This is a genomic window from Clostridium thermobutyricum DSM 4928, assembly GCF_002050515.1.
Lineage (GTDB): Bacteria > Bacillota > Clostridia > Clostridiales > Clostridiaceae > Clostridium > Clostridium thermobutyricum.
This window is the reverse complement of sequence record NZ_LTAY01000059.1, coordinates 64,322-88,058: the sequence shown is the minus strand read 5'-3', so window position 1 is coordinate 88,058 and position 23,737 is coordinate 64,322. Positions and strand designations below refer to the sequence as shown.

Sequence of the window (23,737 nt, the reverse complement as noted above, 5' to 3'; positions counted from 1 at the left end):
CTTCTTTAATGTAAATGCTACTATTTTTATTTATATCTTTTTAACGAATTCTGATTTTAAGCTCATAGCTCCAAATCCATCTATTTTACAATCTATGTTGTGGTCACCTTCAACTAATTTTATATTTTTAACTTTAGTTCCCTTTTTTAAAGCTGAAGAAGCACCCTTTACCTTAAGGTCTTTTATTATAGTTACAGAATCACCATTTTGTAATACATTCCCATTTGCATCTTTAACTACTAAAACATCTTCATTTACCTCTTCAGAATTTGCATTCCATTCATGAGCACATTCAGGACAAACTAACATTAATCCATCCTCATAAGTATATTCTGAATTACATTTTGGGCAATTTGGTAAAGTTGACATATATAATACCTCCTAATTTTTCTATGTATTTTTATAAGTATTTACTTATAGGTTTATATAATATCATAGTCTTTTAGTATTGACAACGTAATTACATATATTATTTATTTAAACATAAATGGTACTTTTTTACTTGATAAAAGTAATAATAAAGCTAGTCCCCTCACCTAATTTACTTTTAACTTTAATACTTCCATTATGCTTTTCTATTATAGATTTTGATAAAGCCAAGCCTATACCTATACTCTTTGGCTTCTTTTCTGAACTATTTTTATAAAATCTTTCAAATATTTTTTTAAGCTTGTCTTCTTCAATTCCTTCTCCATTATCTTTAATCTCTACTTCTAAATATATAGGGCTTTCTCTTATTAAAATTTCTATTTTTCCACCATTACCTGTATGTTCTATTCCATTTTTAATAATATTACTTAAAGCCTCACTAATCCACTTTATATCATGTCTTAAAATAAAACTTCCATTTTCATAATTAATACTTATATTTTGATTCTTTTCTTCAGCTTTTATTTTTAAAGGAGCTATAGCTTCAGATATAGTATCTAAAATAGATATATCCTCCATTTTATAATCAACTACATCACCTTCAAGTCTTGCATATTTTAAGAGAGTTATAGTAAGCCAATCCATTCTCTCTAATTGTCCTGCACTAAGCTCTATAAAATTTTCTATATCATAATTATTCATATTCTTATAATCTTTTAAAATATAATTATAAGATATAAGAGCTGTTAATGGAGTTTTAAGTTGATGACTTATATCATTTATTATATTTTTAAGATTTATCTTTTCTTTTTTAAGTTCACTTATATCCCTCTTTATTCTATCTTCCATAAGTGAAAAACTTTCATATAAAGTTTCAAAAGTTCCATCTTTAAGTTTATAATTATTATTTTCTGAAAAATCACCTTCTATAATTCTATTTGCTCTATTTATTAACTCTGTAGAAAGCATTAAATTTTTCTTATCTCTTAAGTAAATTAAAAATAATAATATTAAGGATAATGTTATCCAAACTATTATTATATTTCTATATAAATTCTTCTCAATGTTATTCATAATTGGATTTAAACTTAAATCTAAGCCTTCTTTATAAGAATATTTTTCCAATATATCTTTTCCAATACTATAATCATCATAATTTCCTTTTGTTATAGCTGCTATAATTTTATCTTCATCAAAGCTTTTACTTTTTGATAAAGCTCCTATAATAGAAATATTTTGTTTTATATAAGCATTATTTATTTCCTTTAGCGTAGAATTAAAAACAAAAATTAAAAAAGCTCCAAATATTAAAAATAATACTGAAGCTACTAATATATTTTTTCCCCTCTCATTTAAATCCATTAATTTTCACCCCATCTATATCCAATCCCTCTAACAGTTATTATATACTTAGGATTTTTCAAATCATCCTCAATCTTTTCTCTAAGTCTCCTAATATAAACATTTAAAGTATTAGCGTCTACAAAATCTCCGTCAATATCCCAAAGCTTTTCTAATAATCTTCCTCTTTCAATAGTTTGTCCTTTATTTTCTAGTAAAAGCATCATAAGCTTATACTCACCTTTTGTTAAAGTTATTTCTGTTGAATTTTTAAAGACTGTATGTGAAAGTTTATCTATTTTTAAACCACCTATTAAATTAAAATTACTTTCAACTGACAGTTTTCCCTTTCTTCTTGAAATAGCATTTATTCTAGATATTAACTCTCTAATTCTTATAGGCTTTGTTATATAATCATCTCCACCTAAATCAAGTCCTAAAACTACATTACATTCTTCATCACAAGCTGTTACAAATATTAATCCAATATTGTTATTCTTATTTTTTATATATGTACAAAGCTCATATCCATCACCATCAGGTAGTGTTATATCTAACAAAGCTATATCTATTTTCTCATTATCTATAGCTTTCTTTCCTTCTTCTACGCTAAAAGCTAAAACTACTTCAAATCCTTCTTTTTTTAAACTATATTCAATACCAATAGAAACTGGTCTATCATCTTCTACTAAAAGTATTCTCATAAAATTTCACCCCTCTTAATTTTACCATAATAATACTTTTTATATTATTATTTCCTAACAAAATGTGAGATACCTAAATTTAATTAGGTATCTCTATAAAATTATCTATATTTATCTAAAACTATTTCTCCATCTTCAATTTTTATAATTCTATCAACTTCATCAGTTATCGAAATATCATGAGTTATCATAATTAAAGTTTGATTATATTTTTTACAGGAGTATTTTAATAAAGATATTATTTCCTTTGATGTTTTACTATCTAAATTTCCTGTTGGCTCATCTGCTAAAATAACATCTGGTTTATTTGATAAAGCTCGTCCTATTGCAACTCTTTGCTGTTGTCCTCCTGATAATTGAGATGGCAAACTATTTTCTTTTCCATTTAAATGTAGCATTGAAATTAATTCTTTTTTATATTCTTTATCAACTTTTCCTTTATCTAAAAGAACTGGCATATCAATATTCTCCTCAACTGTTAGTGATGAAAGAAGATTAAACTCTTGAAATACAAATCCAATATTCCTTCTTCTTATAATTCCAAGCTTCTTATCTTTAAGCTTTGAAAAGTCTACTCCATTTAAATAAACCTTTCCACTAGTTGGCTTATCAACTCCACCTATCATATGCAGAAGAGTTGATTTTCCTGAACCTGACTCTCCAATAATTGCAATAATTTCACCTTTTTTTATTTTTAAATTTATATTTTTTAAAGCCTCAACTTTTGTTTCACCTTTTCCATAAATCTTACTTAACCCTTCTACCTTAATCATAATTTACTCCTTTAATCTATACTTCTAATCATTTCAATTGGCTTATCTAAATTTAATCTTCTTATACTATTTAAAGTATTTAAAATTGAAACTATTATTATAATTAATGTTCCTAGAATCATTACTCCATATGAAAAACTGAATTTCTTTTCAAAGTTTTGTATAACTTCAAAAATCACCAATGTAATTCCATTTCCTATTATTAAAGCTATTAAACATTGGATTAATCCTTCATAAATTAAACTTTTTCTAAGCATAACCTTGTCCATTCCAACAGCAAACATAATTCCAAATTCTTTTTTTCTGTTATTTAAAATTATGTCTCTTATATTTATTAGACTTATAATTGCCATAGCTACTATCATCATAAGTATAAGATATATAATTAATGCTATAGAGTGTATTCTTACAGTTTCTCTTTCTACCGCTTTAGCTGTATCATAAATAATATTTTCATAATCATCTTTAAATAATTCTTTCAAATCTTTTTCTATTTTAGGCATATATTCAGCTCTTAAACTTTCATTTTTAAATTCAAAAATATACTGCTCATCAAATTTTGATTTTAAATTTTTTGCCGTACTTTCCGAAATTATAATACCTATAAAATTTCCATCACTTTTTTCCAATTCACCAAACACTGTCTCTAAATAAACAGTTCCCATTAAGTTTAAATTTAATACATCTGTCTTTGCACCTTTTGATATAATAGGTTTGTGTACTTCTCCTAATTCTGTTTTAAAACTTTCAGTTTTCTCTATCTCATCATCCATATAAACTCTTATATTATTTCTATTTTTAGGTGAATAAATTGCTCCTTTTTCTTCATTTGAGAAAAGTATTGCACCATTATTTTTAAACTCTTCTAAATTAATATTATTTCCATCTATATATGGCAATAAGTCATTAAAATATTTATCATTTATTACATATGTGTATCCCCAATTTCTTGGCATTACTACTTCTTTATTTTTATCAAAATATGCATAATTTTGACTATCCTTTAATATATCCTTATCTAAGCCTTCTATCCTAATAAAAGGAGTATAAGTAATCTTTTTAGCATAACTCCCTATTTCTTTATACTTGCTTAAAATATTTTCTAATTCATTATAAATTTTATCATCATTTAAATAATTTATAGTTTGAAAATCTCTTGCCGTAGCCCCTAAAATTCGTTTGATTTCTTTCAACTTAAAAGTATAATAACTTGTAAATACATTAAATATTGTTAATGAAATTACCATAGCCAAAGTTAATCCTATTAAGTTAACTTTATCACTTTTTAAATTCTTATATGCTAATTCTCCTTCATATCCAAAAATCTTTCTTATAAAACTAGATTTAATTTTCTTTTTTCTTCCTTTTAAATTTCCATCTTTAATTCCTTCTATTGGTGATAATTTACTTAACCATATCATTGGAATTAAGCTTGATATAATGCAAACTATTAATGATATTATTACTGCAATTAGTATTATTTTGAAATTTATTGTACTTCTAATATCTATTCCATATTCATTTATAATTCCTAAAAGTCTTTCCCTAATGCCTAAGAAAATAATCTCCCCTAAAATAATTCCCGGAATTATTGATATTACTGATACAATTAAACTTTCTTTTAAAATTAACCTTCTTATTTGTCCATTACTAGCTCCTATACATTTAAGCATAAAATAAGCCTTTTTCTTTTCTTTTACTGATGCATTTATAGATATATACGTAAAAAATATTAAAGCTAATATTAATATTCCTTGAAGGATCGCAGTTGATTTATCTGGGTAATAGATATCTCTTCCTAATGTTATCTTTTCACCTAATAAAAGTATTCTATCTATATTTAAGTCTATTAATGGTTTATCTCTAGGTACCTCAGATACTTCATTCCAATTCAAGAACTCCGTAACTCCTATATCCTTACCTATTTCTTTTATTGATTTAACAATATTCTTTTCATTTATAAGTTTTATATGAGCATTAACACTTTTCATTTGACTAACATCTTTTATTCCTAAAATCTTTCTATCAGATGCCCCAATATCCAATACATTTGTTATAAAGCCTACAACTACTCTATCTTTTCCTAATACATTTATTTTATCTCCAATTTTTTTATTTATAGTTTCCTTATTTCCTATAATAATTTCATCCTCTGATAAAGGAATTCTTCCTTCTATCTCATAAGAATCATTCATTAATATTTTTTCTAGATAGCTTTTATCTGCATAAAATATTTCTTCTGTTATTTCTGAGTATCCTTCACTATGTTCATATCTAGTTACTTCTCTATGCGTATAAGTAAACCCAACTTTTTCTATTAAACTATTATTTAATAATTTACTTGCTTGTTCTCCATTAATATTTAAAAATTTAGAATGTTTATCTCCAGTAGCATATTTATTTGCCTGTAACTCATATTGTTTATTTAAATTATTTACCTCTCCTAAAAAAATTAGCATTACTAATCCAAGAATTATTCCTAAAAGAGTAAATACTGTTCTTTTCTTATGTTTTATAAGTTCTTTTAAAGCAATTTCATCATAACTTTTCATTTTAAATTCCCCCATAAATTCTCTATGATTAAAATTTTAATTTATTTAACTTACAATCTAATAAAAGTAAAATTACTTTTTTGTAATTTTAACTTTATTAGACTGAATACTAAATTTAAATATTTTATATTTTATTTAAATAAAAAAATAGTAGCTCTCATTTTAATTTTGAGATACTACTATTTCTTAATTAAAAAACTTTATTCCCACGCCTTTAAAGCATCTATCATATATTGCCTTACATCAAGCCCATAAACTTCTTTTATTTCATCACTTTTTAAAACTTTTTCTACTTTATCGTTTTTTATTATTTTCCCATCATTTATTAAAATTGCTCTTTCACTAAACATTTGAACCAAATTTAAATCATGTAAAACTCCTATAACAGTTTTTTTATTTTCTTTAGTCCATCTTTTTATATATGATAATATTTCTATTTGACATTTTAAATCTAAATGATTTGTAGGCTCATCTAAAAGTATTATATCTGGCTCCTGTGCAAAAACTCTTGCTAAGTAAACTCTTTGAAGTTGCCCACCTGATAACTCACCTATAAGCTTATCCTTTTCTTTATATAACCCAACATTTTCAATTGCTTTTAATATTATTTCATTATCTTTACTTGATAAGCTTTTAAACATACCTTCCATATATGGATATCTTCCTAATGCTACTGTTTGATATATTGTATAATCAAAAAATATATTTGAAGTTTGACTCATTAAAGCTAGCTTTTTAGCTAAATCCTTTCGCTTTAAACTTTTTAAATCTTTATTATTTATTTTTATTTCTCCTTTATAATCAATTATATTTCCTATTGCTTTTAATATAGTTGATTTTCCACATCCATTAGGCCCTATTAAAGCTATACTATTTCCTTCTTCAATATTAAAGGAGATATTATGTACTACATCTATACCATTATATCCACTTGATAAATTTTTAATTTCTAACATTTCTATCTCCTTTTTCTCTTACCAAAATAAATATATGCAAAAAATGGTGCTCCAATAATTGCAGTTATCGCACCTATAGGAAGTTCTGATGGTGATATTACAGTTCTTGAAAGTAGATCTGTGAGAACCATAAAAATTCCGCCAATAATAAAACTCATTGGAATAACTATCTTATGCTCTGAACCAAAAACTTTTCTTACTACATGAGGAATTATTAAGTCTACAAATCCAATTACTCCACTTAAAGCCACAGCACTTCCTGAAAGTATTGCTACAGCTATTAAAAGGTGTTTTTTTACTTTTTGAACTTCCACACCTGTAGTCATTGCCTGTTCTTCTCCAAAACTTAAAATATCCATTTCTTTTGTATATTTTAAAGCTACTAATAATCCTATAATGCAAAATGGTATACTAGCAATTACATATGACCAACCTTTCATTGAAAAAGATCCCATTTGCCACATTGCTATATATTTTAAATCTTCACTAAATAAAGCAGTTAAAGTTGTTAATAATGCACTTGCAAAAAGAGATAAAACCATTCCTGCCAAAACTACAGTATTATTTGAAAACCCTCTATCAACTTTATTAGAAAATATTATTACAGTAAATATAGTAATAACTCCACATAAAAATCCTATCATAGGTAATGAAAATGAACCTATAAATGGAATACTAATTCCTAATATTATATATACTCCAACTCCTAAAGAAGCTCCTGCCGAAACACCTATTGTATAAGGTGATGCTAAAGGATTTTTTAGGACAGATTGAGTAATAGCTCCACTTACCGAAAGTATTCCTCCTACAATAAATGCTAATAAAACTCTTGGTAATCTAATTACCCAAATTATTGCCACGTCCTGTGGATTTATATTGTTTGGTAATGGAACATTAAATACCTTATTTATAATTATATTAATAATATCCTTTATATTAATATTGGAACTTCCAATGGAAGTTCCAATACATAAAATCAATATAACTATAGGTATCCATAGCCATATATATTTTCTTTTATTATTTAATATTTTCATATTCTTTTGGATATATAGCTTTTGCTATTTCCTTTAATGCAATTATTGAATATTGACTTGGACGTGATGATGCATTTAAATTTATTTCATATACAGCTTTATCTTTAACAGCTTTTATAGTATTAAAACCTGCTCTATCTTCAATAGATTTTATAGGATTTTCTAAATATGTTTCATTAGTTAATATAACATCGGGATTAGCTTTTATTACTGATTCAGGTGAAGGACTTATCCATTCTTTTTGGTCAGCAAAAATATTTTTAGCTCCAACAATTTCAATCATTGAATTTAAAAATGTATTACTTCCAAAACTAAATAAATTAGGTGATGATCCTATTTCAAAATATACTGTCTTTTTATCTTTTATATTTTTAGCAATTTCCTTAATTTCTGAAACTTCTTTTTTCATTCCATCGATTATTTCAGTACCTTTTGCTTCAGTTCCAGTTAGTTTCGCTAAAAAGTTTATATCTTCATAAATTCCATCAAAACCTCCACTAGTCGGTACATAAACTACTGGTATTCCTGCCTCTTTTATTAATTTAAAAGGATCTTCTCCTCCTTCTTTATTATGTGTAGAAGCAATTATTATATCAGGCTTTAAACCTATTATTGCCTCAGCATTAGGATTTCTAAAATCTATTTTTTCAACTTCTTTATTTAATCCTTTTATATCTGCTGAATATTTATCAATTGCAACAATTTTATCTCCAAGCCCAAGTCCAACCAATATTTCAGTATTTGATGGTGCAGTAGATATTATTCTCTCAATTTTTTTCGGTGCTGTAAACTCCTCTCCTGATCTGTCTTTCATAGTAACTGTTTTATCCCCACATCCAGCTAAAATTACTAAAGATAAAATCATAATGCTAATTACATCAAGTAGTCTTTTAAATTTTTTCATTATTATTTCTCCCCTTTATACAATTTAGGGTAAAAGATTAGTACTTATAAATACATACATTCTTTAGAATTTATACGTACTCCTTAGCCCAACCCTCAGAAGGCTATAGTACTCACATAAAGGCAGGTATCCCGACTTAGATTCATCCTCTATCTCGCCTTCCCACATTATATGCAGTGACATTTTGAGATTTCGTCATCCTTACGGTTACTGGGGTAGTTAAGGATTTTAACCTTATTCCCTATTAAGTAAAATACACCATTTATGAGCTAATCGTTAATAGTTTATTATTAATTCATTACTTTGTCAACAATTCCCATTTTATCAGTTTATTGATTTTTAATAAATTCTATTATCTACAAATTATAATATAAATTCAAATTTTAATTTTTGAAAATAAAAAAGAGATATATTCTAAAAGAATATATCTCTTTTTACTAATCATATATTAATTTATAATATCTTTCGATATCTCTTTCTAAATCTAGCATGCTAAGATTTCTTCCAAGTCTTAAAGTTTCCTTTTTGTCTACATAAAGAATTAATAGTGGTAGGCTAAAAACTCCATATATTGATGCTATATCTAAGTGCTCTTCCCCACTAATTTCTCCACACTTTATCTTTGGAAAATCTTTTACTAAAAGTTCAACTTTTTGCTTTATTACATCACATGCTACACAAGTAGTTCCTGTAAAGTAAATTATAGCTATCTGACTACTATTTATAAGCTCTTTAATTTCTATATTACTATTTAACTTCTCCAAGTTTAGCCATCTTTCTTTCTTTATTTATTTTAAGAATTATGCTTAATGTAATTAAAACTCCTACAAAGCATATAATTGTTCCTATTAATAAAACTATATCCATTGAGCTTACAAATACTTTTCCTTGTCCTCTTACGAATCCTCTAACTGTGTATCCTAATTTTCTACTCATTAAACCATAAAGTAATGAAGTACCAAAAGTTATTCCACAAATCATTCCAAGGTTTCTAACAAGACCATTCATACTTCCTGCAATACCAAGTTGATTTCTTTTAACTGATGACATTACTACTGCATTCATAGGTGCTTGGAAAAGACCATTTCCTGCTCCCATTATAAATAAGTAAACTGCTATTAAAGCTATATTTGTCTCTGGTTTTATTGTACTAATTAATAAAAATCCAATTCCACATACTATAAGCCCTATAAAAGGTAAGATTTCTCTTCTCATCTTATCTGAAAGACTTCCACTTAAAGGTGCAAATATTGATAATGCAATTGGGAATACCATCATTAAAAGTCCACTATATCCAGGAGAAATACCTCTTACTGATTCATAATAGAAAGGTAGTAAAATTGTATAACTACTAGTCGCAGTAAATACTAAGAAAGAAGTAATTATACCTTTTGAAAATCTATGATTTTTAAATATTTCAAGATTTAATATTGGTGATGTTAATTTTACTTGAGTGATCATAAATACTATAAATGCTATTATTGCAATTGCAAATGATATAAGTATGTATTTATTTGTATATCCATATATACTTCCTTCTGTTATTGCTAAAACTAATGAAATAATTGTTACCATAAATAATATTGTTCCTATAAAATCAATTTTAGGTCTATTTTCTTTAGCAACTTTAACTGTAGGAAGCACTTTAAATGCTAACCCAATTGCAAATATACCTATTGGAATATTTATAAGGAAAATATATTCCCACTTTAATTCTGATATTATTCCTCCAAGTGCTGGACCAATCATAGTCCCAAGTGCAACTACTAATCCTGAAATTCCAAGAGCTTTACCTCTTTCTTCTATTCCAAAAGTAGCTGTAATTATACCTTGACTATTCGCCATAGTACAAGCTGCTCCAAGACCTTGAATAGCTCTTGAAATTATTAAAAATTCAATATTTCTTGAAAGACCACAAAGTAAAGAACCTAATGTAAAAATTATTATACCTACTCTAAAAACTCTTGCTTTACCTATAATATCTCCCAACCTACCAAATGTTAATATAAGACCTGAAATAACAATTAAATATGTAGTAACTGTCCACTGTACTACTGACATAGGAACTTTTAAATCTGCTGATATAACCGGAAGTGCAACATTAACTATACTAGCATCAACACAACTCATAAAAGTTACTATAACAACACTAAAGAGAACAATCCATCTTTTTTTTCCTGAAACTTGTTCTATTGAATGATTCATATACTTATCTCCTCCTTTGTTATTTTATATAGTTTATCTATATTTTATGTTTTCTACCATAATCTCTAAGTTTTCTATGATTGATTCTTTTGTTTTATTATCCATTCCTTTAGTCATTAACTCTGTCCATTCATCTAAAACTTTTCGAATAATTGGTTTTATTTGTTTTCCTTTTTCAGTTAAGGATACTTCGAAAGATCTCTTATCATTTTCACTTCTATGTTTATAAACAAGCTCTTTTTTAACTAGACTATTTATAACCTTTGTTGTAAGTGCAGGATCAACACCTAGCTCATTTGATAAATATGATAGGTTGACACTACTATCTATTGGCATAGATATAATATACATATATTCTGAGCAGCCTATCCCATACTCACATAATTTCGTATTTAAATAAATTTGTTTTTTTCTATATAGAAATGAAATGCTTTTTCCTATCAACTTATTTGTTGTACTCATATCATGTTACCCCTAATAATTTATTTGACATATCAAATAATACACTAAATTTATTTGAAGTGTCAAATAAATATCATTTAATTATAAGTTAATTTCTTTAATAAACTATATATTTTTAAAAGTAAATAAATATGTTATTATATTTTTGTTAATTATTTTACATTTTATCTATATTCATCTCATATTTTTCGCTTTAACTATATAAATTTATATCTAATAAATAGATAGTAAAGTAATAACTCACATTATTTTTCAGGGGGAAATTATATGCAACTATTATGTTACTTAATTTCAGGTATTATAATAGCTTCTTTAAACTACTTTATCTTTAAAAAAGATGAATCAAAATTTGCTATTATAAAAAATTTTATTACTAATGTACTTCTATTGAATTTAATTTCATTAAGTATTCTAAAGTTTATCTTAAATAAACCTAATATACTTAAACCTACAGTTTATAACATTTCACTTTCATTTAAATATATTTTATTCACTTTGCTTTGTGGAATAATCTATCTATTTATAAAGTGTCTTATTTATTCAAAAATAAGTTTTACTGAGGTTAAAGTTAGTAAAAGTATTAAAACTAAAATACTTAAATACATAAGTGTATTCCTTTTTGCTATTGGTTCATTTTTTGTATTCTTTGCGAATTGGTTTATAGACTATTTTGGAAATATTACACCAGAACAATTTTTATTTAACCTAAATTCTCCACTTAAAGGTACAAGCACTGATATGAATCAAGAAATTCTTATGACACCTGTTTTTTCTGGAGTTGTTTGTGTGATTCTTTTTTTAATATTTATAAATTTTAAATATGACATATATTTAAATTGGTCACATAATAAGATTAAAATTATTAATCAAAAAATATTAAAAATTCTAGCATATATAATTACTGCTATCTGTTTTGTTGGTGGAATTACTTATGGAGTTAAAAAGCTAAGCTTACATGAAGTTTATAAAGCGTATACTTCAGATTCCACTTATATTAAAGATAATTACATTGATCCACGTAAAGTAGAAATCACTTTTCCTAAGAAAAAAAGAAATCTTATCCATATTTATTTAGAATCTATTGAAAACTCTTATTTTTCTAAAGATTTAGGTGGATATATGAATGTTAATCTAATGCCAGAACTTTCAGCTCTTTCTAAAGAGGGATTAAGCTTTTCCAATAATAATAAATTTGGCGGCCCTTATCAAACCTATGGTTCAAGTTGGTCTGTTGCAGCTATGATTAATATGAGTTCAGGATTACCTCTAAAAATACCTATGAATGGTAATTCTTATGGTAAATCAGGTAGCTTCTTACCAGGAGCTGTAACTATAGGTGATATTCTATCATCTCAAGGTTATGAACAAACTATAATGTTTGGAGCTGATGCTGATTTTGGTGGACTAACTACTTATTTTGGATCTCACGGTAATTTCAATATATTTGATCACAAAGCAGCTATACAAAAAGGATTAATCCCTAAAGATTATAATGTATGGTGGGGATTTGAAGATGATAAGCTTTATGAGTTTGCTAAGCAAGAAATAACTAGATTAGCTAACACAGGTAAACCATTTAATTTCACAATGGAAACTGCTGATACTCATTTTCCAGATGGTTATCTTTCGAAAAAAGCCGAGAAAAAACATGATTCTCAATATGCAAATGTTATTTCATATTCAACTAAAGAAGCTGTAAAATTTATTAGATGGATTCAGAGGCAACCTTTTTACGAAAATACAACTATTGTAGTTACAGGAGATCATTTAAGTATGGATAAAAATTTCTTTAAAGATTGGGATCCATCTTACAACAGGTCTATATTTAACTTAATTCTAAATCCTGATCCTAACACTACTAATGATAATATTGATAGACTAAAGAATCGTAAATTCTCACCAACTGATATGTATCCAACTATTTTAGCAAGTATGGGAGTAACAGTTCAAGGTGATAGACTTGGTCTAGGAACAAATTTATTTTCAGATCAAAAAACTTTAGTTGAACGTGATGGACTTAAAACAGTTGGTAAAGGATTCGGTGATAAGAGTAATTTCTTTAATAATGAATTTATTTCAGAAAAGAAAAATAGCACTTTTACCACTGATTTAGTTAAAATTAGAAATTAAATAAAAACCATCAGCAAAGCTGATGGTTTTTTTATAAATTTATCTCTATTCTATCTAATTTTGCAATTACTTGAAGGTTCTTAACTTCTACAGTTTCTGTCATAAGGCCGCCTCTATTGCTCATAAGAAGAACTTTTGAGTTATCTAATCTCTTGATTTCTCTTATTTTATTTTCACCTTTATGATTTACTAAGAAGAATCCATTTGAATTTAATTCACTTACTAAATGTGCAAATACTAAATCTCCTTCAAGCATTCTAAATCCACTCATTTCATCATCTTGTATTTTTATATATAAAACTTTATCTTGTGGATATCCTTCTACTTTATTTGAATGGATTGGCAATTCCTTATGTCCTAACACATTCTTTAAATTATAATCATATATTGGAACATTTCTTAGAACTGATGAAAAAGCATTTTCCCAAACATCATTCTTTTCAACTTTTGTTTTTTGTGGTTTAAAGTTTGATGCTGCTTTTCTTTCATCCATTAACTCTTTATCTGTAACAACCATACTTATATCATTTAAATCTGCTTTTAAAATTTTAGCTGCTCTATCAATAAAAGATTCTTGTGCTACTTTTCTACCAAGCTCAACTTCATTTATATACTTTTCTGCTACACCAAGCTTCTTAGCTAAAGCTTTTTGTGTCATATTAGATTTAAGTCTTGCTTCTTTTATTCTTTCACCAACTCTACTCAAAATTTATCTCCCCTTTTGCATGTTTCTATAGAGTTCTCTTTCTTGCATCAAGTGGTTTACTAAATAGTGTAGACTCCATTGTTTAGACATAGGTGTAACAATTGCTAATATTACACCTTCTGCAATATTTCTTACCTTTTTAGTCATTCCTCTAACTTCGCCATCAGCAAAATCATGGAATAAAACTACTTTTTCATTTGGCATAACTTTTTCTGTAGTAAGTTCTTCCCCATTATATAAAGGAATTTTTCCTATTTTCATTTCTGCCATTTCAGGTTTTACCTCTATAACTTTTCCTAATGCTCTTAATGCTAACATCTCTTCATTAGTTAAACCGAAAGCTAATAAACATTTATTTTTTTTCATAAGATATCTCCTATTCTATTATAGAAGGAGCTTCTGCTTTATAGCCATTTAATTCAACTGTTACAGTTTCCATTATTTGATCATCATATGGTCTATCCATTCTATCAGTTGGTTGTTTAACTATTTCTTCTGCTACTTCCATACCTTCTAAAACTTTACCAAATGAAGCATATTGCCCATTTAAATGTGGTGCATCTGCAACCATTATAAAGAATTGGCTTCCTGCTGAATTAGGATTCATAGCTCTTGCCATTGATAAAACACCTGTTGTATGTTTTAAATCATTTTGGAAACCATTTGAAGTAAATTCACCTTTTATTGAATATCCAGGGCCTCCCATACCATTTCCATTTGGGCATCCTCCTTGAATCATAAATCCAGGGATTACTCTGTGGAATATTAAACCATCATAATATCCTTTTTCTACTAAATCAATAAAGTTATTTACTGTATTTGGAGCTATTTCTGGATATAATTCAGCTTTTATAACTCCACCATTTTTCATTTTTATAGTTACTATTGGATTACTCATAATAATCTCCTTTCAATTTTGCTATTTTATATTATTCTCTAAAGCTAAATAATAATTCAAAATTTACCTTTAACAATAATATTTTTATTATATTGAAATTATATATCATATAAACTTTTTTATCCATAAAAACAAAAAAACCTACTATAATCATACCGATATAGTAGGTTTTTTATACCTTATTCTGTTTTCACTCATTGTAATACTCCAATATATTTATTTGTATTATTGCAATTTAATATACACTTTCATTTTTTATTTTTATTAGTTTAAAAAAGTTGTTCCCATAACTACTCTTGAAAAATCTCTAGAATTTGTTAAGTTCTTAACACTCACATTATTAAAAATTGCTTCTCTTCCTCTTTCATTTATTAAATCTTGAAATAAGCTTATAAAAAATGTGCTTGGAACTCTATCTAATCCTTCAAAATCTAATATAACTGCTTCTTCACTGTCTTTTATAGCTTCTCTTAAAAATATAGCATCTTCAATCCCAAAATTTTCTCCTAAAAATTCTCTAACATTTATCATCATATTAATCACCTCTGTTAAAATTTGTTTTTATTTTTGAAATTTTCTGATAATTCCTTCCTCACTTATAATATATCAAGAGTACAAAAGTTTGTCAACTATTTCACAAACTTTTTTATAATTTTATTTTTATTTTATTATATGTAATGCTTTCTCTTTTAGTTCCTATTAAAATATAATAAAAATAAAACAAGCTATATCAAACCATTATTTATATGACTTGATATAACTTATTTAATAAAATGTATATTATATTCCTAATAGCTTTCTACTAAGTTCTTCTACATCTTCTCTTCCACATGAATTATGGAATTCTATAGTACCTTTTTGTGTACTTTCATTTATAAGACCAGCTACACTTAATCTTCTTCTTAATTCTCTTACTGTTCCTTCTCCACCATCAATTATAGGAATATCTTTACCTACTACTGATGCTAAAGCTTCTTTTATAAATGGATAATGTGTGCATCCTAAAACTATTGCTGCAATATCCTCTTTCATAACTTCTTTAAAATGATCTCTTAAAAACTCTTTTAATTCATCACTATGTAAATCTCCTGCCTCAATAAATTCCACAAGTCCTGGACATGGCATAGGGTATAATTCAACATGATCATATTTACTAACTAATTTAGCAAATTTATCTTGTTTTAAAGTAAAAGCAGTTGCCATTATAACTATTTTACCTTTTCTATTAAGCTCAACAGCAGGCTTAACAGCAGGTTCTATTCCAACTATAGGAACTTCAGGGTGAACTCTTCTAAGTTCTGCAACTGCTGCACTAGTTGCTGTGTTACAAGCAACTACTATTGCTTTTACATTTTTTGAAAATAAAAAATCAACTGCATCAAAAGTTAAATCTCTTATTTCCTTCATTGATCTATCACCATAAGGAGCATTTTTAGAATCTCCAAAAAATATATAATTTTCATTAGGCATAAGCTTTAATGCATCTTTCAAAACGCTTAATCCACCAACACCTGAATCAAAGAAACCTATTGGTAATTTACTCTTATCCAAAGCTTAATCCCTCCACTCTTTATTAATCTATTATTTATTTTATAACTTTAATATTAATAAATCTACTAACTTTTTATAAATTATAAGAACCTTACCAATAATCTCCTAATAGTTTTACTAAAATTTAATTTTATTTTTATTGACTATGTTATTGACTATGTATATTATATATAGTAAAATCTTCCTAAGATTTGTAAATTATACGAATATTTTTTGTATATATTTATATTATATTCGACTATATAACGAAAGGATGTGAATTTATTTTATATGTATTGTTCATATTTTTCTATAAAATATAAATTAAAATCAATATATATAAAATGATATCTTATGATTGAAAACTTAATTTATACAATATCTAAAGAGAATCATACTAAAGATACTTTATTTGATATTTTAACTAGCAATCCTCAAATTAAATTTGTTTCTCTAGTCGGTGTTGATCTTTCTGGAAATGACACAGACGAAAAAATTCCTGTCAAATTATTCTTAGATGACATAGAGTCATTTCTTCATGGAGTAGCTGTTCAAACGGACGGTTCATCTGTTGTCCTTCCAGAAATCGCAACTTTACATGACGCAAAAGTTGATATGATTGCAGATTTAAATTGTAATTGGTTTATTGACTACAATTTTGATAATATTGATGAAATAACTGGAAAACCTATTGGGACTCTTAAAATACCTTGTTTCTTACATCACAACAACAAACCTGTTGACTCTCGTTATATTTTAAAATCTTCTATAGATACCTTCAAAAAATCTCTTAATGAACTAATAGAAAAAAATCCATCAGCATTAAAAAGTATTGGTATTGCGCCAAGTGACATAGATGAAATTTTAATTACTTCTGCTACAGAACTAGAATTTTGGGTAAAAACACCAGATGATGTAGCTAATATAGAAGCTTTATCAGCATCTCAAGACTTACAAGAACATTATTGGACTAAAACTAAAGGTGATGTAAGAACAGCTTTAGAACAAACTTTAATATTAATGGACAAGTATGGATTTGAACCTGAAATGGGACATAAAGAAGTAGGTGGAGTTAGAGCTAAACTTGATTCAGATGGAAGTTACAATCATATAATGGAACAACTAGAAATTGACTGGAAATTTTCATCAGCTTTACAAGCAGCTGATAATGAATTATTTATAAAATCTCTTGTTCAAGAAACTTATAGAAGATATGGTCTTGAAGTTACATTCATGGCTAAGCCTATTGATAATGTAGCTGGATCAGGAATGCATGTTCATTTAGGAATAAGTGCAAAACTTAAAAACGGAAAAATAGTGAACTTATTCCACGTTCCAAAAGATCATTTCCTAAGTGAAATTGGTTATGGAGCATTAATGGGAATGCTTAATAACTATGAAATAATGAATCCATTTATTTCATCAACTAATAATGCATTAAAGAGATTAAAACCTGGTTTTGAAGCTCCAATATGTACAGTTACTTCACTTGGAGAATCACCAGAAAATCCATCAAGAAATAGAACTATATTAATTGGACTAGTTAGAGATCTTGAAAGTCCACTTGCTACAAGATTTGAACTTAGATCTCCAAACCCACATAGTAATACTTATCTAACTATGGCAGTTTCTTATCTTGCAATGTTAGATGGTGTCATATATGCACTAGAAAATAATAAAACTCAAGATGAACTTTTAGCAGAACTTTCTAAAAAACCTGGTGAAAAATTTGATTATTTAAGAGTAGATAGAGCATATAGATCAGAACTTGATGTATTTGAACATTACACTGAAGAAGAAAGAGAAACTTTATTTGGTAAAGCACCTGCAACTATATATGAAAACTTAAAACAACTAGATGATTATAAAGAAAAACTAGAAATATTAAAAAGAAATCCTATATTTACAGATAAAATAATAAATAGTTTCAGAATAGGAACTATTTCAAGATGGGCTACTGAAATTGAGCATAGGGTTATAAATAAATTCTTATCCCAAGTTAGAGAAAGTAAAATGTTACATGATCCATACTTAGCATCTGATTTAGATATTACAAATTGGTCAGAAATATCTAAATTAAGAATTTATATCATGAAAGATAGTTTAACTGAAAAATCTCTTTTCAGTAGATTAAAGGATGCTTTTGCTAAATCTAATTATGAATTAGCTTCAGAACTTTATATAGAACTTGAAGAAAAAATGGAAACATTAAGAAACTTATATTCAAACTACGAAAAAAATTTACTTGATATATAAATAAAAAAAGCCATATAAAATATTTATATGGCTTTTTTAAATAACAATTTAATACTAATTATTTCTAAATTACCTATTTTATAGTATAATTATATAGTAATAATTATTAGGGGTGTTTTTATGAGAATTATACCAGTTGAATGCGTAAGAAGTGGCTCTTTTTTAGGAAAAACTATATATGACAGTGATGGACGTATTCTATTAAGGGAAGGGATACCCCTTAAAGATACGCTTTAAAAAAAAATAAAAGAAAATAATATTCATCAAATATATGTTGTTGATGAATATAGCAATATAGAGATAGATGATGTAATAAGACCTGAATTGCGTCAAAAATCTATTAAAATTCTTAAAGAAGTATTTATTAATATAAATAAAGCAAGTAAAAGTAATCTAATTATTGATAAGGAACCTTATATTGATTCTGTAAATAATATAGCTGAAGAAATTTTAAACAATATTTTAGATAATGAAAATATAATGCTATCATTAGTAGATATAAAAAATATGGATAATTATACATATCAACATTCAGTAAATGTTGCTATTATTTCTGTTGTAATAGGTGTAGGATTAAAACTCTCCAAACGAGATTTACTTAATTTATGTATTGGTGCGTTACTACACGATATAGGAAAAGCATTTATTCCTAATGACATAATAAAAAAACCTTCTTCTTTAACAGAAGAGGAATTTAAATTAATAAAAACTCATCCACAAAAAGGTTATGATTACTTGTTTAATAACTTTAATATTTCATCTTCTAGTAAGCTTATAATAAAACAACACCATGAAAGAGTAGATGGATTAGGATATCCTAATAATTTAGAATCTGATAGTATATTTAGATTATCAAAAATAGTATCTATAGCTGATGTTTATGATGCACTTACATCTAATAGACCATATAGAAAACCAATTCATGCAAATGATGCTGTTGAATATATAATGGCTCATTCAGGTACTGTATTTGACCACAAATTAGTCACTGTATTTACTAAATTTATAGTGCCTTATCCTATTGGTACTATTGTAGAGCTCAGCACTGGTGATACGTGTATTGTTGAAAATAACAATTTTAGATATCCTCTAAGACCTATAGTTAAAATATTAGAAAGCTCTGATGAGGCGAGAAAAGGAAAAACTATTGATTTATTATACGCTTTATCAACAGTAATTACTAAAATTAAATATTATGTTTAAACTAAACAAGCTATCTAAAAAATCTTTTCTTTAGATAGCTTATTTTTATATTACATTATATTTCTTGATATATCTATTGAATATCCTTTGTTATGAATAAAAGGATTATTGTTTACTACTTCTTCTGCTTCTTTAAAATCTCTAACTTTAAAAACTATTGTCCAACCATTTCTGTCATATTTTCCAGCACACATTAAGTATTTATTTTTATTATAGTCATAAGTACCTTCTCTATCTATTATTAAGCTTTTTGACTCACTAATACTTTTACAATTTACCTTTACAAATACTGATGAATTTGATTTCATAAAATAACACTCCTTTTAATGCGAACAAACGTTTGATTATATTTTATCGAACGAGCGTTCGTATGTCAACATAAAATTTTCTTATGTTAACAATATATTCCTAAAAATGTTTTTTATGACTAAATTTTTTTATAAAAAAGAACCGCTTAAAACGATTCTTTTCTACAAAAAATTATATTTAAAAATTTATATTTCAGCTATATTAAATACCTCTAAATTATTATTCTTTTCAAAATGACTTTTCTTAACATCTATTATTGCATTTAAAGTATCTAATGCAGTTATAACTCCTATATTTCTTTCTACAGCTGCTCTTCTTATTAAGAAACCATCTCTCTTAGAATCATTTCCTTTAGTAGGAGTATTAATTACTAGATCTACTTCTTTATTTTTAACTATATCTAGTATATTTGGCTTTTCTTCATTTAATCTTCTAACTTCTTCTGCTTGAACTCCATTTTCTCTTAAAAGCTTACAAGTTCCTTCTGTAGATATGAAAGTGTATCCAAGATCTGCTAACTCTTTTGCCATTCCTAAGAATTCTTCTTTATCATGTTTTTTAATAGTAGCAAGTATTTTTCCTTTTTTCATTCCTGGGAACATATTAGCTCCTAAGAATCCTTTATAAAGTGCCTCATGAATATTTCTTCCTACACCTAAAACTTCTCCTGTAGACTTCATTTCTGGCCCTAGAGACACCTCTACATTTGGAAGCTTTTGAGTTGAGAATACAGGAACTTTAACTGAAACTAAATCAGGTTCTTTATAAACATCTACTCCATAACCTAAATCTTTTAATTTTTCTCCTAACATAACTCTAGTAGCTAAATCCACTATTGGAACACCTGATACTTTACTAATATAAGGAACTGTTCTTGAGGCTCTTGGGTTAACTTCTATAACATAAAGTTTTCCTTCAAACTCTATAAATTGAATATTTATCATTCCTTTTATTCCAATTTCAATTGCTAATTTCTTAGTATAATCTAAAACATCCGCTTTTATATTTTCACTTATATTTTGACTTGGATACATTGTTACACTATCTCCTGAATGAACACCAGCTCTTTCTAAATGTTCCATTATTCCAGGTATTAATATATCTTCTCCATCTGAAATTGCGTCCACTTCAATTTCTCTACCCATTAAGTATTTATCTATAAGAATTGGATTTTTCTTATCTTTTGAGAACGCATTATTTAGGTAATATGTTAACTCTTCTTCATCATGAGTTATTTCCATTCCTTGTCCACCTATTACATAAGAAGGTCTAACTAAAACTGGGAAACCTAAAATTCTTGCTTCTTCTAATCCTTCTTCTAAACTCCAAACTCCTTTTCCTTTTGGTCTTGATACTCCTAATTTCTCTAATAGAGCATCAAATTTCTCTCTATCTTCTGCCATATCAATTTGATCTGCTGTAGTTCCTAAAGTTGGAATATTTTTTTCTTTCATAAAGTTTGCAAGTTTTATTGCAGTTTGTCCACCAAATTGAAGTATTACTCCATCTGGATTTTCTTTTTCTACTATATTTAAAACATCTTCTTCTGTTAATGGCTCAAAATAAAGCTTATCTGATATATCAAAATCTGTACTTACAGTTTCAGGATTATTATTTACTATTATTGTTTCGATACCTAATTTTCTTAAAGACTTAACACAGTGTACTGAAGCATAATCAAATTCTACCCCTTGACCTATTCTTATTGGACCTGAACCTATTACTATTACTTTCTTTCTGTCCTTTGAAACTACAACTTCATCATATTGTTCATAAGTTGAGTAATAATATGGTGATAATGCCTCAAATTCTCCACCACATGTATCAACCATTTTATAACTAGGTTTTATATTCCAAATATCTCTTAATCTATTAACATCTTCTGGACATACTTCTAAAAAGTCTGCTATCGCTTTATCAGAAAATCCTTTTTTCTTTAAATTTAATAACCATTCTTTATCTAAATTTTCTATATGACTTAATTTTAATCTTTGTTCTTCATTTACAATCCATTTTATTTTCTCTACAAAGAATTTATCAATTCCTGTTATTTCAGAAACTTTTTCTACTCTATAATCTCTTCTAAGCATTTCAGCTAATGCAAAAATTCTTTCATCATCTGGAGTTACAACTCTTTCTTTAAGTTCTTGTATACTTAAATCTCTAAATTTTTTAAAATCTAATGAATATCTTCCTATTTCTAAACTTCTTATACCTTTTAAGAAAGCTTGCTCAAAGTTAGCTCCTATAGCCATTATTTCACCAGTTGCCATCATTTTTGTTCCTAATGCTCTATCTGCACTAAAGAATTTATCAAATGGCCATTTTGGTATTTTACAAACTACATAATCTAATGTTGGTTCAAAACATGCATAAGTTTTTTGAGTTACTGCATTTTTTATCTCATCTAATCCATATCCAAGAGATATTTTAGCAGCAAGCTTTGCTATTGGATATCCTGTTGCTTTTGATGCTAATGCTGATGATCTTGAAACTCTAGGATTAATTTCAATTACTGCATATTCAAAACTATGAGGATTTAAAGCAAATTGTACATTACATCCTCCTTCTATCCCTACAGCATTTATTATATTTATAGATGCTGTTCTTAGCATTTGATATTCCTTATCTGAAAGAGTTTGTGAAGGTGCTACAACTATACTATCTCCTGTATGAATTCCTACAGGATCTATATTTTCCATATTACATACAGTTATACAATTTCCATATGAATCTCTCATAACTTCATATTCGATTTCTTTCCAACCTTTAACTGATTTTTCTAATAACACTTGCCCTATAGTACTTAATTGTAATCCTGATTCTAAAGTTTCTTTTAACTCTTCTTCATTCTCTGCTATTCCTCCCCCAGTTCCTCCTAGAGTATATGCTGGTCTAACTATAACTGGATAGCCTATTTTATTAGCAAATTGAAGTCCCGATTCAAGATCTGTTATTATTTCACTTTGAATAACAGGCTCATTAATTCTATTCATCATATCTCTGAATAGTTCTCTATCTTCACCCTCTTTGATAGATTCTATTGATGTACCTATTACTTTAACATTATATTTATCTAAAATTCCAGATTCATAAAGATCAACTGCAAGATTTAAACCTGTTTGTCCGCCCATTCCTGCTAGTAAACTATCTGGTCTTTCTTTTGCTATTACCTTTTCTACAAATTCTAATGTTAATGGTTCTAAATAAACTTTATCTGCAACTTCTTTATCTGTCATTATAGTTGCTGGATTTGAATTTATTAATATAACTTCTATTCCTTCTTCTTTTAAAGCTTGACAAGCTTGTGTTCCTGAATAATCAAACTCTGCTGCTTGTCCTATAATAATTGGGCCTGAACCTATAACTAAAACTTTTTTAATGTCTTTATTTAATGGCATA

At 26.9% G+C, this 23,737-nt stretch carries 20 protein-coding genes, 1 pseudogene and 1 riboswitch; of the genes and pseudogenes, 3 read left to right on the top strand and 18 right to left on the bottom strand.

Annotated features, from left to right (window positions below; translation table 11 throughout):
• Positions 1 to 30 precede the first annotated feature (30 nt).
• From CLTHE_RS11240 to CLTHE_RS11190, 11 genes are all read right to left on the bottom strand, one after another.
• On the bottom strand, positions 31 to 369 hold the full coding sequence (locus CLTHE_RS11240) for a zinc ribbon domain-containing protein YjdM (protein WP_080023518.1): 339 nt from the start codon (positions 367 to 369) through the stop codon (positions 31 to 33).
• 129 nt (positions 370 to 498) lie between these two features.
• Entirely contained in the window at positions 499 to 1,731 is a 1,233-nt protein-coding gene (locus CLTHE_RS11235) for a sensor histidine kinase (protein WP_080023517.1), read from the bottom strand.
• A complete protein-coding gene (locus tag CLTHE_RS11230; RefSeq protein WP_080023516.1) occupies positions 1,731 to 2,414 on the bottom strand; it encodes a response regulator transcription factor in 684 nt (227 codons plus the stop codon). Before CLTHE_RS11230 ends, CLTHE_RS11235 begins: the two co-directional genes overlap by 1 nt.
• A 101-nt stretch (positions 2,415 to 2,515) precedes the next feature.
• A complete protein-coding gene (locus CLTHE_RS11225) occupies positions 2,516 to 3,187 on the bottom strand; it encodes an ABC transporter ATP-binding protein (protein WP_080023515.1) in 672 nt (223 codons plus the stop codon).
• Between the two features lie 11 nt (positions 3,188 to 3,198).
• Positions 3,199 to 5,739 carry an ABC transporter permease gene (locus CLTHE_RS11220; protein ID WP_158082723.1) on the bottom strand — a complete coding sequence of 847 codons (2,541 nt, stop codon included), beginning with the start codon at positions 5,737 to 5,739 and terminating at the stop codon, positions 3,199 to 3,201.
• A 200-nt stretch (positions 5,740 to 5,939) separates the two neighbouring features.
• Positions 5,940 to 6,695, bottom strand: coding sequence for an ABC transporter ATP-binding protein (locus tag CLTHE_RS11215; RefSeq protein WP_080023513.1), 756 nt, complete (start codon positions 6,693 to 6,695; stop codon positions 5,940 to 5,942).
• Between the two features lie 2 nt (positions 6,696 to 6,697).
• Positions 6,698 to 7,732, bottom strand: a complete 1,035-nt coding sequence (locus CLTHE_RS11210) for a FecCD family ABC transporter permease (protein ID WP_080023512.1) — start codon at positions 7,730 to 7,732, stop codon at positions 6,698 to 6,700.
• On the bottom strand, positions 7,716 to 8,636 hold the full coding sequence (locus tag CLTHE_RS11205; protein WP_080023511.1) for an ABC transporter substrate-binding protein: 921 nt from the start codon (positions 8,634 to 8,636) through the stop codon (positions 7,716 to 7,718). The genes CLTHE_RS11210 and CLTHE_RS11205 overlap by 17 nt, the downstream gene beginning before the upstream one ends.
• Positions 8,637 to 8,740: 104 nt before the next feature.
• A riboswitch (cobalamin riboswitch) is annotated at positions 8,741 to 8,913 on the bottom strand.
• Positions 8,914 to 9,073: 160 nt separating this feature from the next.
• Positions 9,074 to 9,400, bottom strand: a complete 327-nt coding sequence (locus tag CLTHE_RS11200) for a thioredoxin family protein (protein ID WP_080023510.1) — start codon at positions 9,398 to 9,400, stop codon at positions 9,074 to 9,076.
• Positions 9,384 to 10,841, bottom strand: coding sequence for an MFS transporter (locus CLTHE_RS11195; RefSeq protein WP_080023509.1), 1,458 nt, complete (start codon positions 10,839 to 10,841; stop codon positions 9,384 to 9,386). Before CLTHE_RS11195 ends, CLTHE_RS11200 begins: the two co-directional genes overlap by 17 nt.
• 33 nt (positions 10,842 to 10,874) lie before the next feature.
• A complete protein-coding gene (locus CLTHE_RS11190; protein ID WP_080023508.1) occupies positions 10,875 to 11,303 on the bottom strand; it encodes a MarR family winged helix-turn-helix transcriptional regulator in 429 nt (142 codons plus the stop codon).
• 267 nt (positions 11,304 to 11,570) lie between these two features.
• Here CLTHE_RS11190 and CLTHE_RS11185 point away from each other — a divergent pair, with 267 nt between their 5' ends.
• Positions 11,571 to 13,433 (top strand): LTA synthase family protein, encoded by a 1,863-nt coding sequence (locus tag CLTHE_RS11185; RefSeq protein ID WP_080023507.1) that lies wholly within the window; start codon positions 11,571 to 11,573, stop codon positions 13,431 to 13,433.
• A 31-nt stretch (positions 13,434 to 13,464) separates the two neighbouring features.
• Here CLTHE_RS11185 and CLTHE_RS11180 read toward each other — a convergent pair whose 3' ends face one another.
• From CLTHE_RS11180 to murI, 5 genes are all read right to left on the bottom strand, one after another.
• A complete protein-coding gene (locus CLTHE_RS11180; RefSeq protein ID WP_080023506.1) occupies positions 13,465 to 14,139 on the bottom strand; it encodes a helix-turn-helix domain-containing protein in 675 nt (224 codons plus the stop codon).
• 3 nt (positions 14,140 to 14,142) lie between these two features.
• A complete protein-coding gene (locus CLTHE_RS11175) occupies positions 14,143 to 14,505 on the bottom strand; it encodes a DUF3783 domain-containing protein (protein ID WP_080023505.1) in 363 nt (120 codons plus the stop codon).
• A 10-nt stretch (positions 14,506 to 14,515) separates the two neighbouring features.
• Positions 14,516 to 15,037: a peptidylprolyl isomerase gene (locus CLTHE_RS11170; protein ID WP_080023504.1), complete on the bottom strand. Its 522-nt coding sequence runs from the start codon at positions 15,035 to 15,037 to the stop codon at positions 14,516 to 14,518.
• A 264-nt stretch (positions 15,038 to 15,301) separates the two neighbouring features.
• Complete coding sequence (locus CLTHE_RS11165; RefSeq protein ID WP_080023503.1) at positions 15,302 to 15,571, bottom strand: STAS-like domain-containing protein; 270 nt, start codon at positions 15,569 to 15,571, stop codon at positions 15,302 to 15,304.
• A gap of 246 nt (positions 15,572 to 15,817) precedes the next feature.
• Positions 15,818 to 16,588 (bottom strand): glutamate racemase, encoded by a 771-nt coding sequence (gene murI / locus CLTHE_RS11160; protein WP_080023502.1) that lies wholly within the window; start codon positions 16,586 to 16,588, stop codon positions 15,818 to 15,820.
• Between the two features lie 333 nt (positions 16,589 to 16,921).
• Between murI and CLTHE_RS11155 the strand changes: the two genes are divergently transcribed.
• Positions 16,922 to 18,823: a type I glutamate--ammonia ligase gene (locus tag CLTHE_RS11155; RefSeq protein ID WP_169840847.1), complete on the top strand. Its 1,902-nt coding sequence runs from the start codon at positions 16,922 to 16,924 to the stop codon at positions 18,821 to 18,823.
• A gap of 120 nt (positions 18,824 to 18,943) precedes the next feature.
• A pseudogene (locus CLTHE_RS11150) lies at positions 18,944 to 20,026 on the top strand (HD-GYP domain-containing protein).
• Between the two features lie 50 nt (positions 20,027 to 20,076).
• Here CLTHE_RS11150 and CLTHE_RS11145 read toward each other — a convergent pair.
• Positions 20,077 to 20,334 (bottom strand): hypothetical protein, encoded by a 258-nt coding sequence (locus tag CLTHE_RS11145; RefSeq protein ID WP_002599076.1) that lies wholly within the window; start codon positions 20,332 to 20,334, stop codon positions 20,077 to 20,079.
• A 186-nt stretch (positions 20,335 to 20,520) separates the two neighbouring features.
• The gene (gene carB, locus CLTHE_RS11140; protein ID WP_080023501.1) at positions 20,521 to 23,736 is read right to left on the bottom strand and encodes a carbamoyl-phosphate synthase large subunit; all 3,216 of its coding nucleotides are present in this window, start codon (positions 23,734 to 23,736) and stop codon (positions 20,521 to 20,523) included.
• Between the last annotated feature and the right edge of the window lies 1 nt (position 23,737).

Bases quoted from the DNA above. Each gene is read 5' to 3' on its own strand.
- CLTHE_RS11240 (WP_080023518.1), bottom strand. From the start codon at position 369: ATGTCAACTTTACCAAATTGCCCAAAATGTAATTCAGAATATACTTAT.
- CLTHE_RS11235 (WP_080023517.1), bottom strand. From the start codon at position 1,731: ATGGATTTAAATGAGAGGGGAAAAAATATATTAGTAGCTTCAGTATTA.
- CLTHE_RS11230 (WP_080023516.1), bottom strand. From the start codon at position 2,414: ATGAGAATACTTTTAGTAGAAGATGATAGACCAGTTTCTATTGGTATT.
- CLTHE_RS11225 (WP_080023515.1), bottom strand. From the start codon at position 3,187: ATGATTAAGGTAGAAGGGTTAAGTAAGATTTATGGAAAAGGTGAAACA.
- CLTHE_RS11220 (WP_158082723.1), bottom strand. From the start codon at position 5,739: ATGAAAAGTTATGATGAAATTGCTTTAAAAGAACTTATAAAACATAAG.
- CLTHE_RS11215 (WP_080023513.1), bottom strand. From the start codon at position 6,695: ATGTTAGAAATTAAAAATTTATCAAGTGGATATAATGGTATAGATGTA.
- CLTHE_RS11210 (WP_080023512.1), bottom strand. From the start codon at position 7,732: ATGAAAATATTAAATAATAAAAGAAAATATATATGGCTATGGATACCT.
- CLTHE_RS11205 (WP_080023511.1), bottom strand. From the start codon at position 8,636: ATGAAAAAATTTAAAAGACTACTTGATGTAATTAGCATTATGATTTTA.
- CLTHE_RS11195 (WP_080023509.1), bottom strand. From the start codon at position 10,841: ATGAATCATTCAATAGAACAAGTTTCAGGAAAAAAAAGATGGATTGTT.
- CLTHE_RS11190 (WP_080023508.1), bottom strand. From the start codon at position 11,303: ATGAGTACAACAAATAAGTTGATAGGAAAAAGCATTTCATTTCTATAT.
- CLTHE_RS11185 (WP_080023507.1), top strand. From the start codon at position 11,571: ATGCAACTATTATGTTACTTAATTTCAGGTATTATAATAGCTTCTTTA.
- CLTHE_RS11175 (WP_080023505.1), bottom strand. From the start codon at position 14,505: ATGAAAAAAAATAAATGTTTATTAGCTTTCGGTTTAACTAATGAAGAG.
- CLTHE_RS11170 (WP_080023504.1), bottom strand. From the start codon at position 15,037: ATGAGTAATCCAATAGTAACTATAAAAATGAAAAATGGTGGAGTTATA.
- CLTHE_RS11165 (WP_080023503.1), bottom strand. From the start codon at position 15,571: ATGATGATAAATGTTAGAGAATTTTTAGGAGAAAATTTTGGGATTGAA.
- CLTHE_RS11155 (WP_169840847.1), top strand. From the start codon at position 16,922: ATGATTGAAAACTTAATTTATACAATATCTAAAGAGAATCATACTAAA.
- CLTHE_RS11145 (WP_002599076.1), bottom strand. From the start codon at position 20,334: ATGAAATCAAATTCATCAGTATTTGTAAAGGTAAATTGTAAAAGTATT.
- carB (WP_080023501.1), bottom strand. From the start codon at position 23,736: ATGCCATTAAATAAAGACATTAAAAAAGTTTTAGTTATAGGTTCAGGC.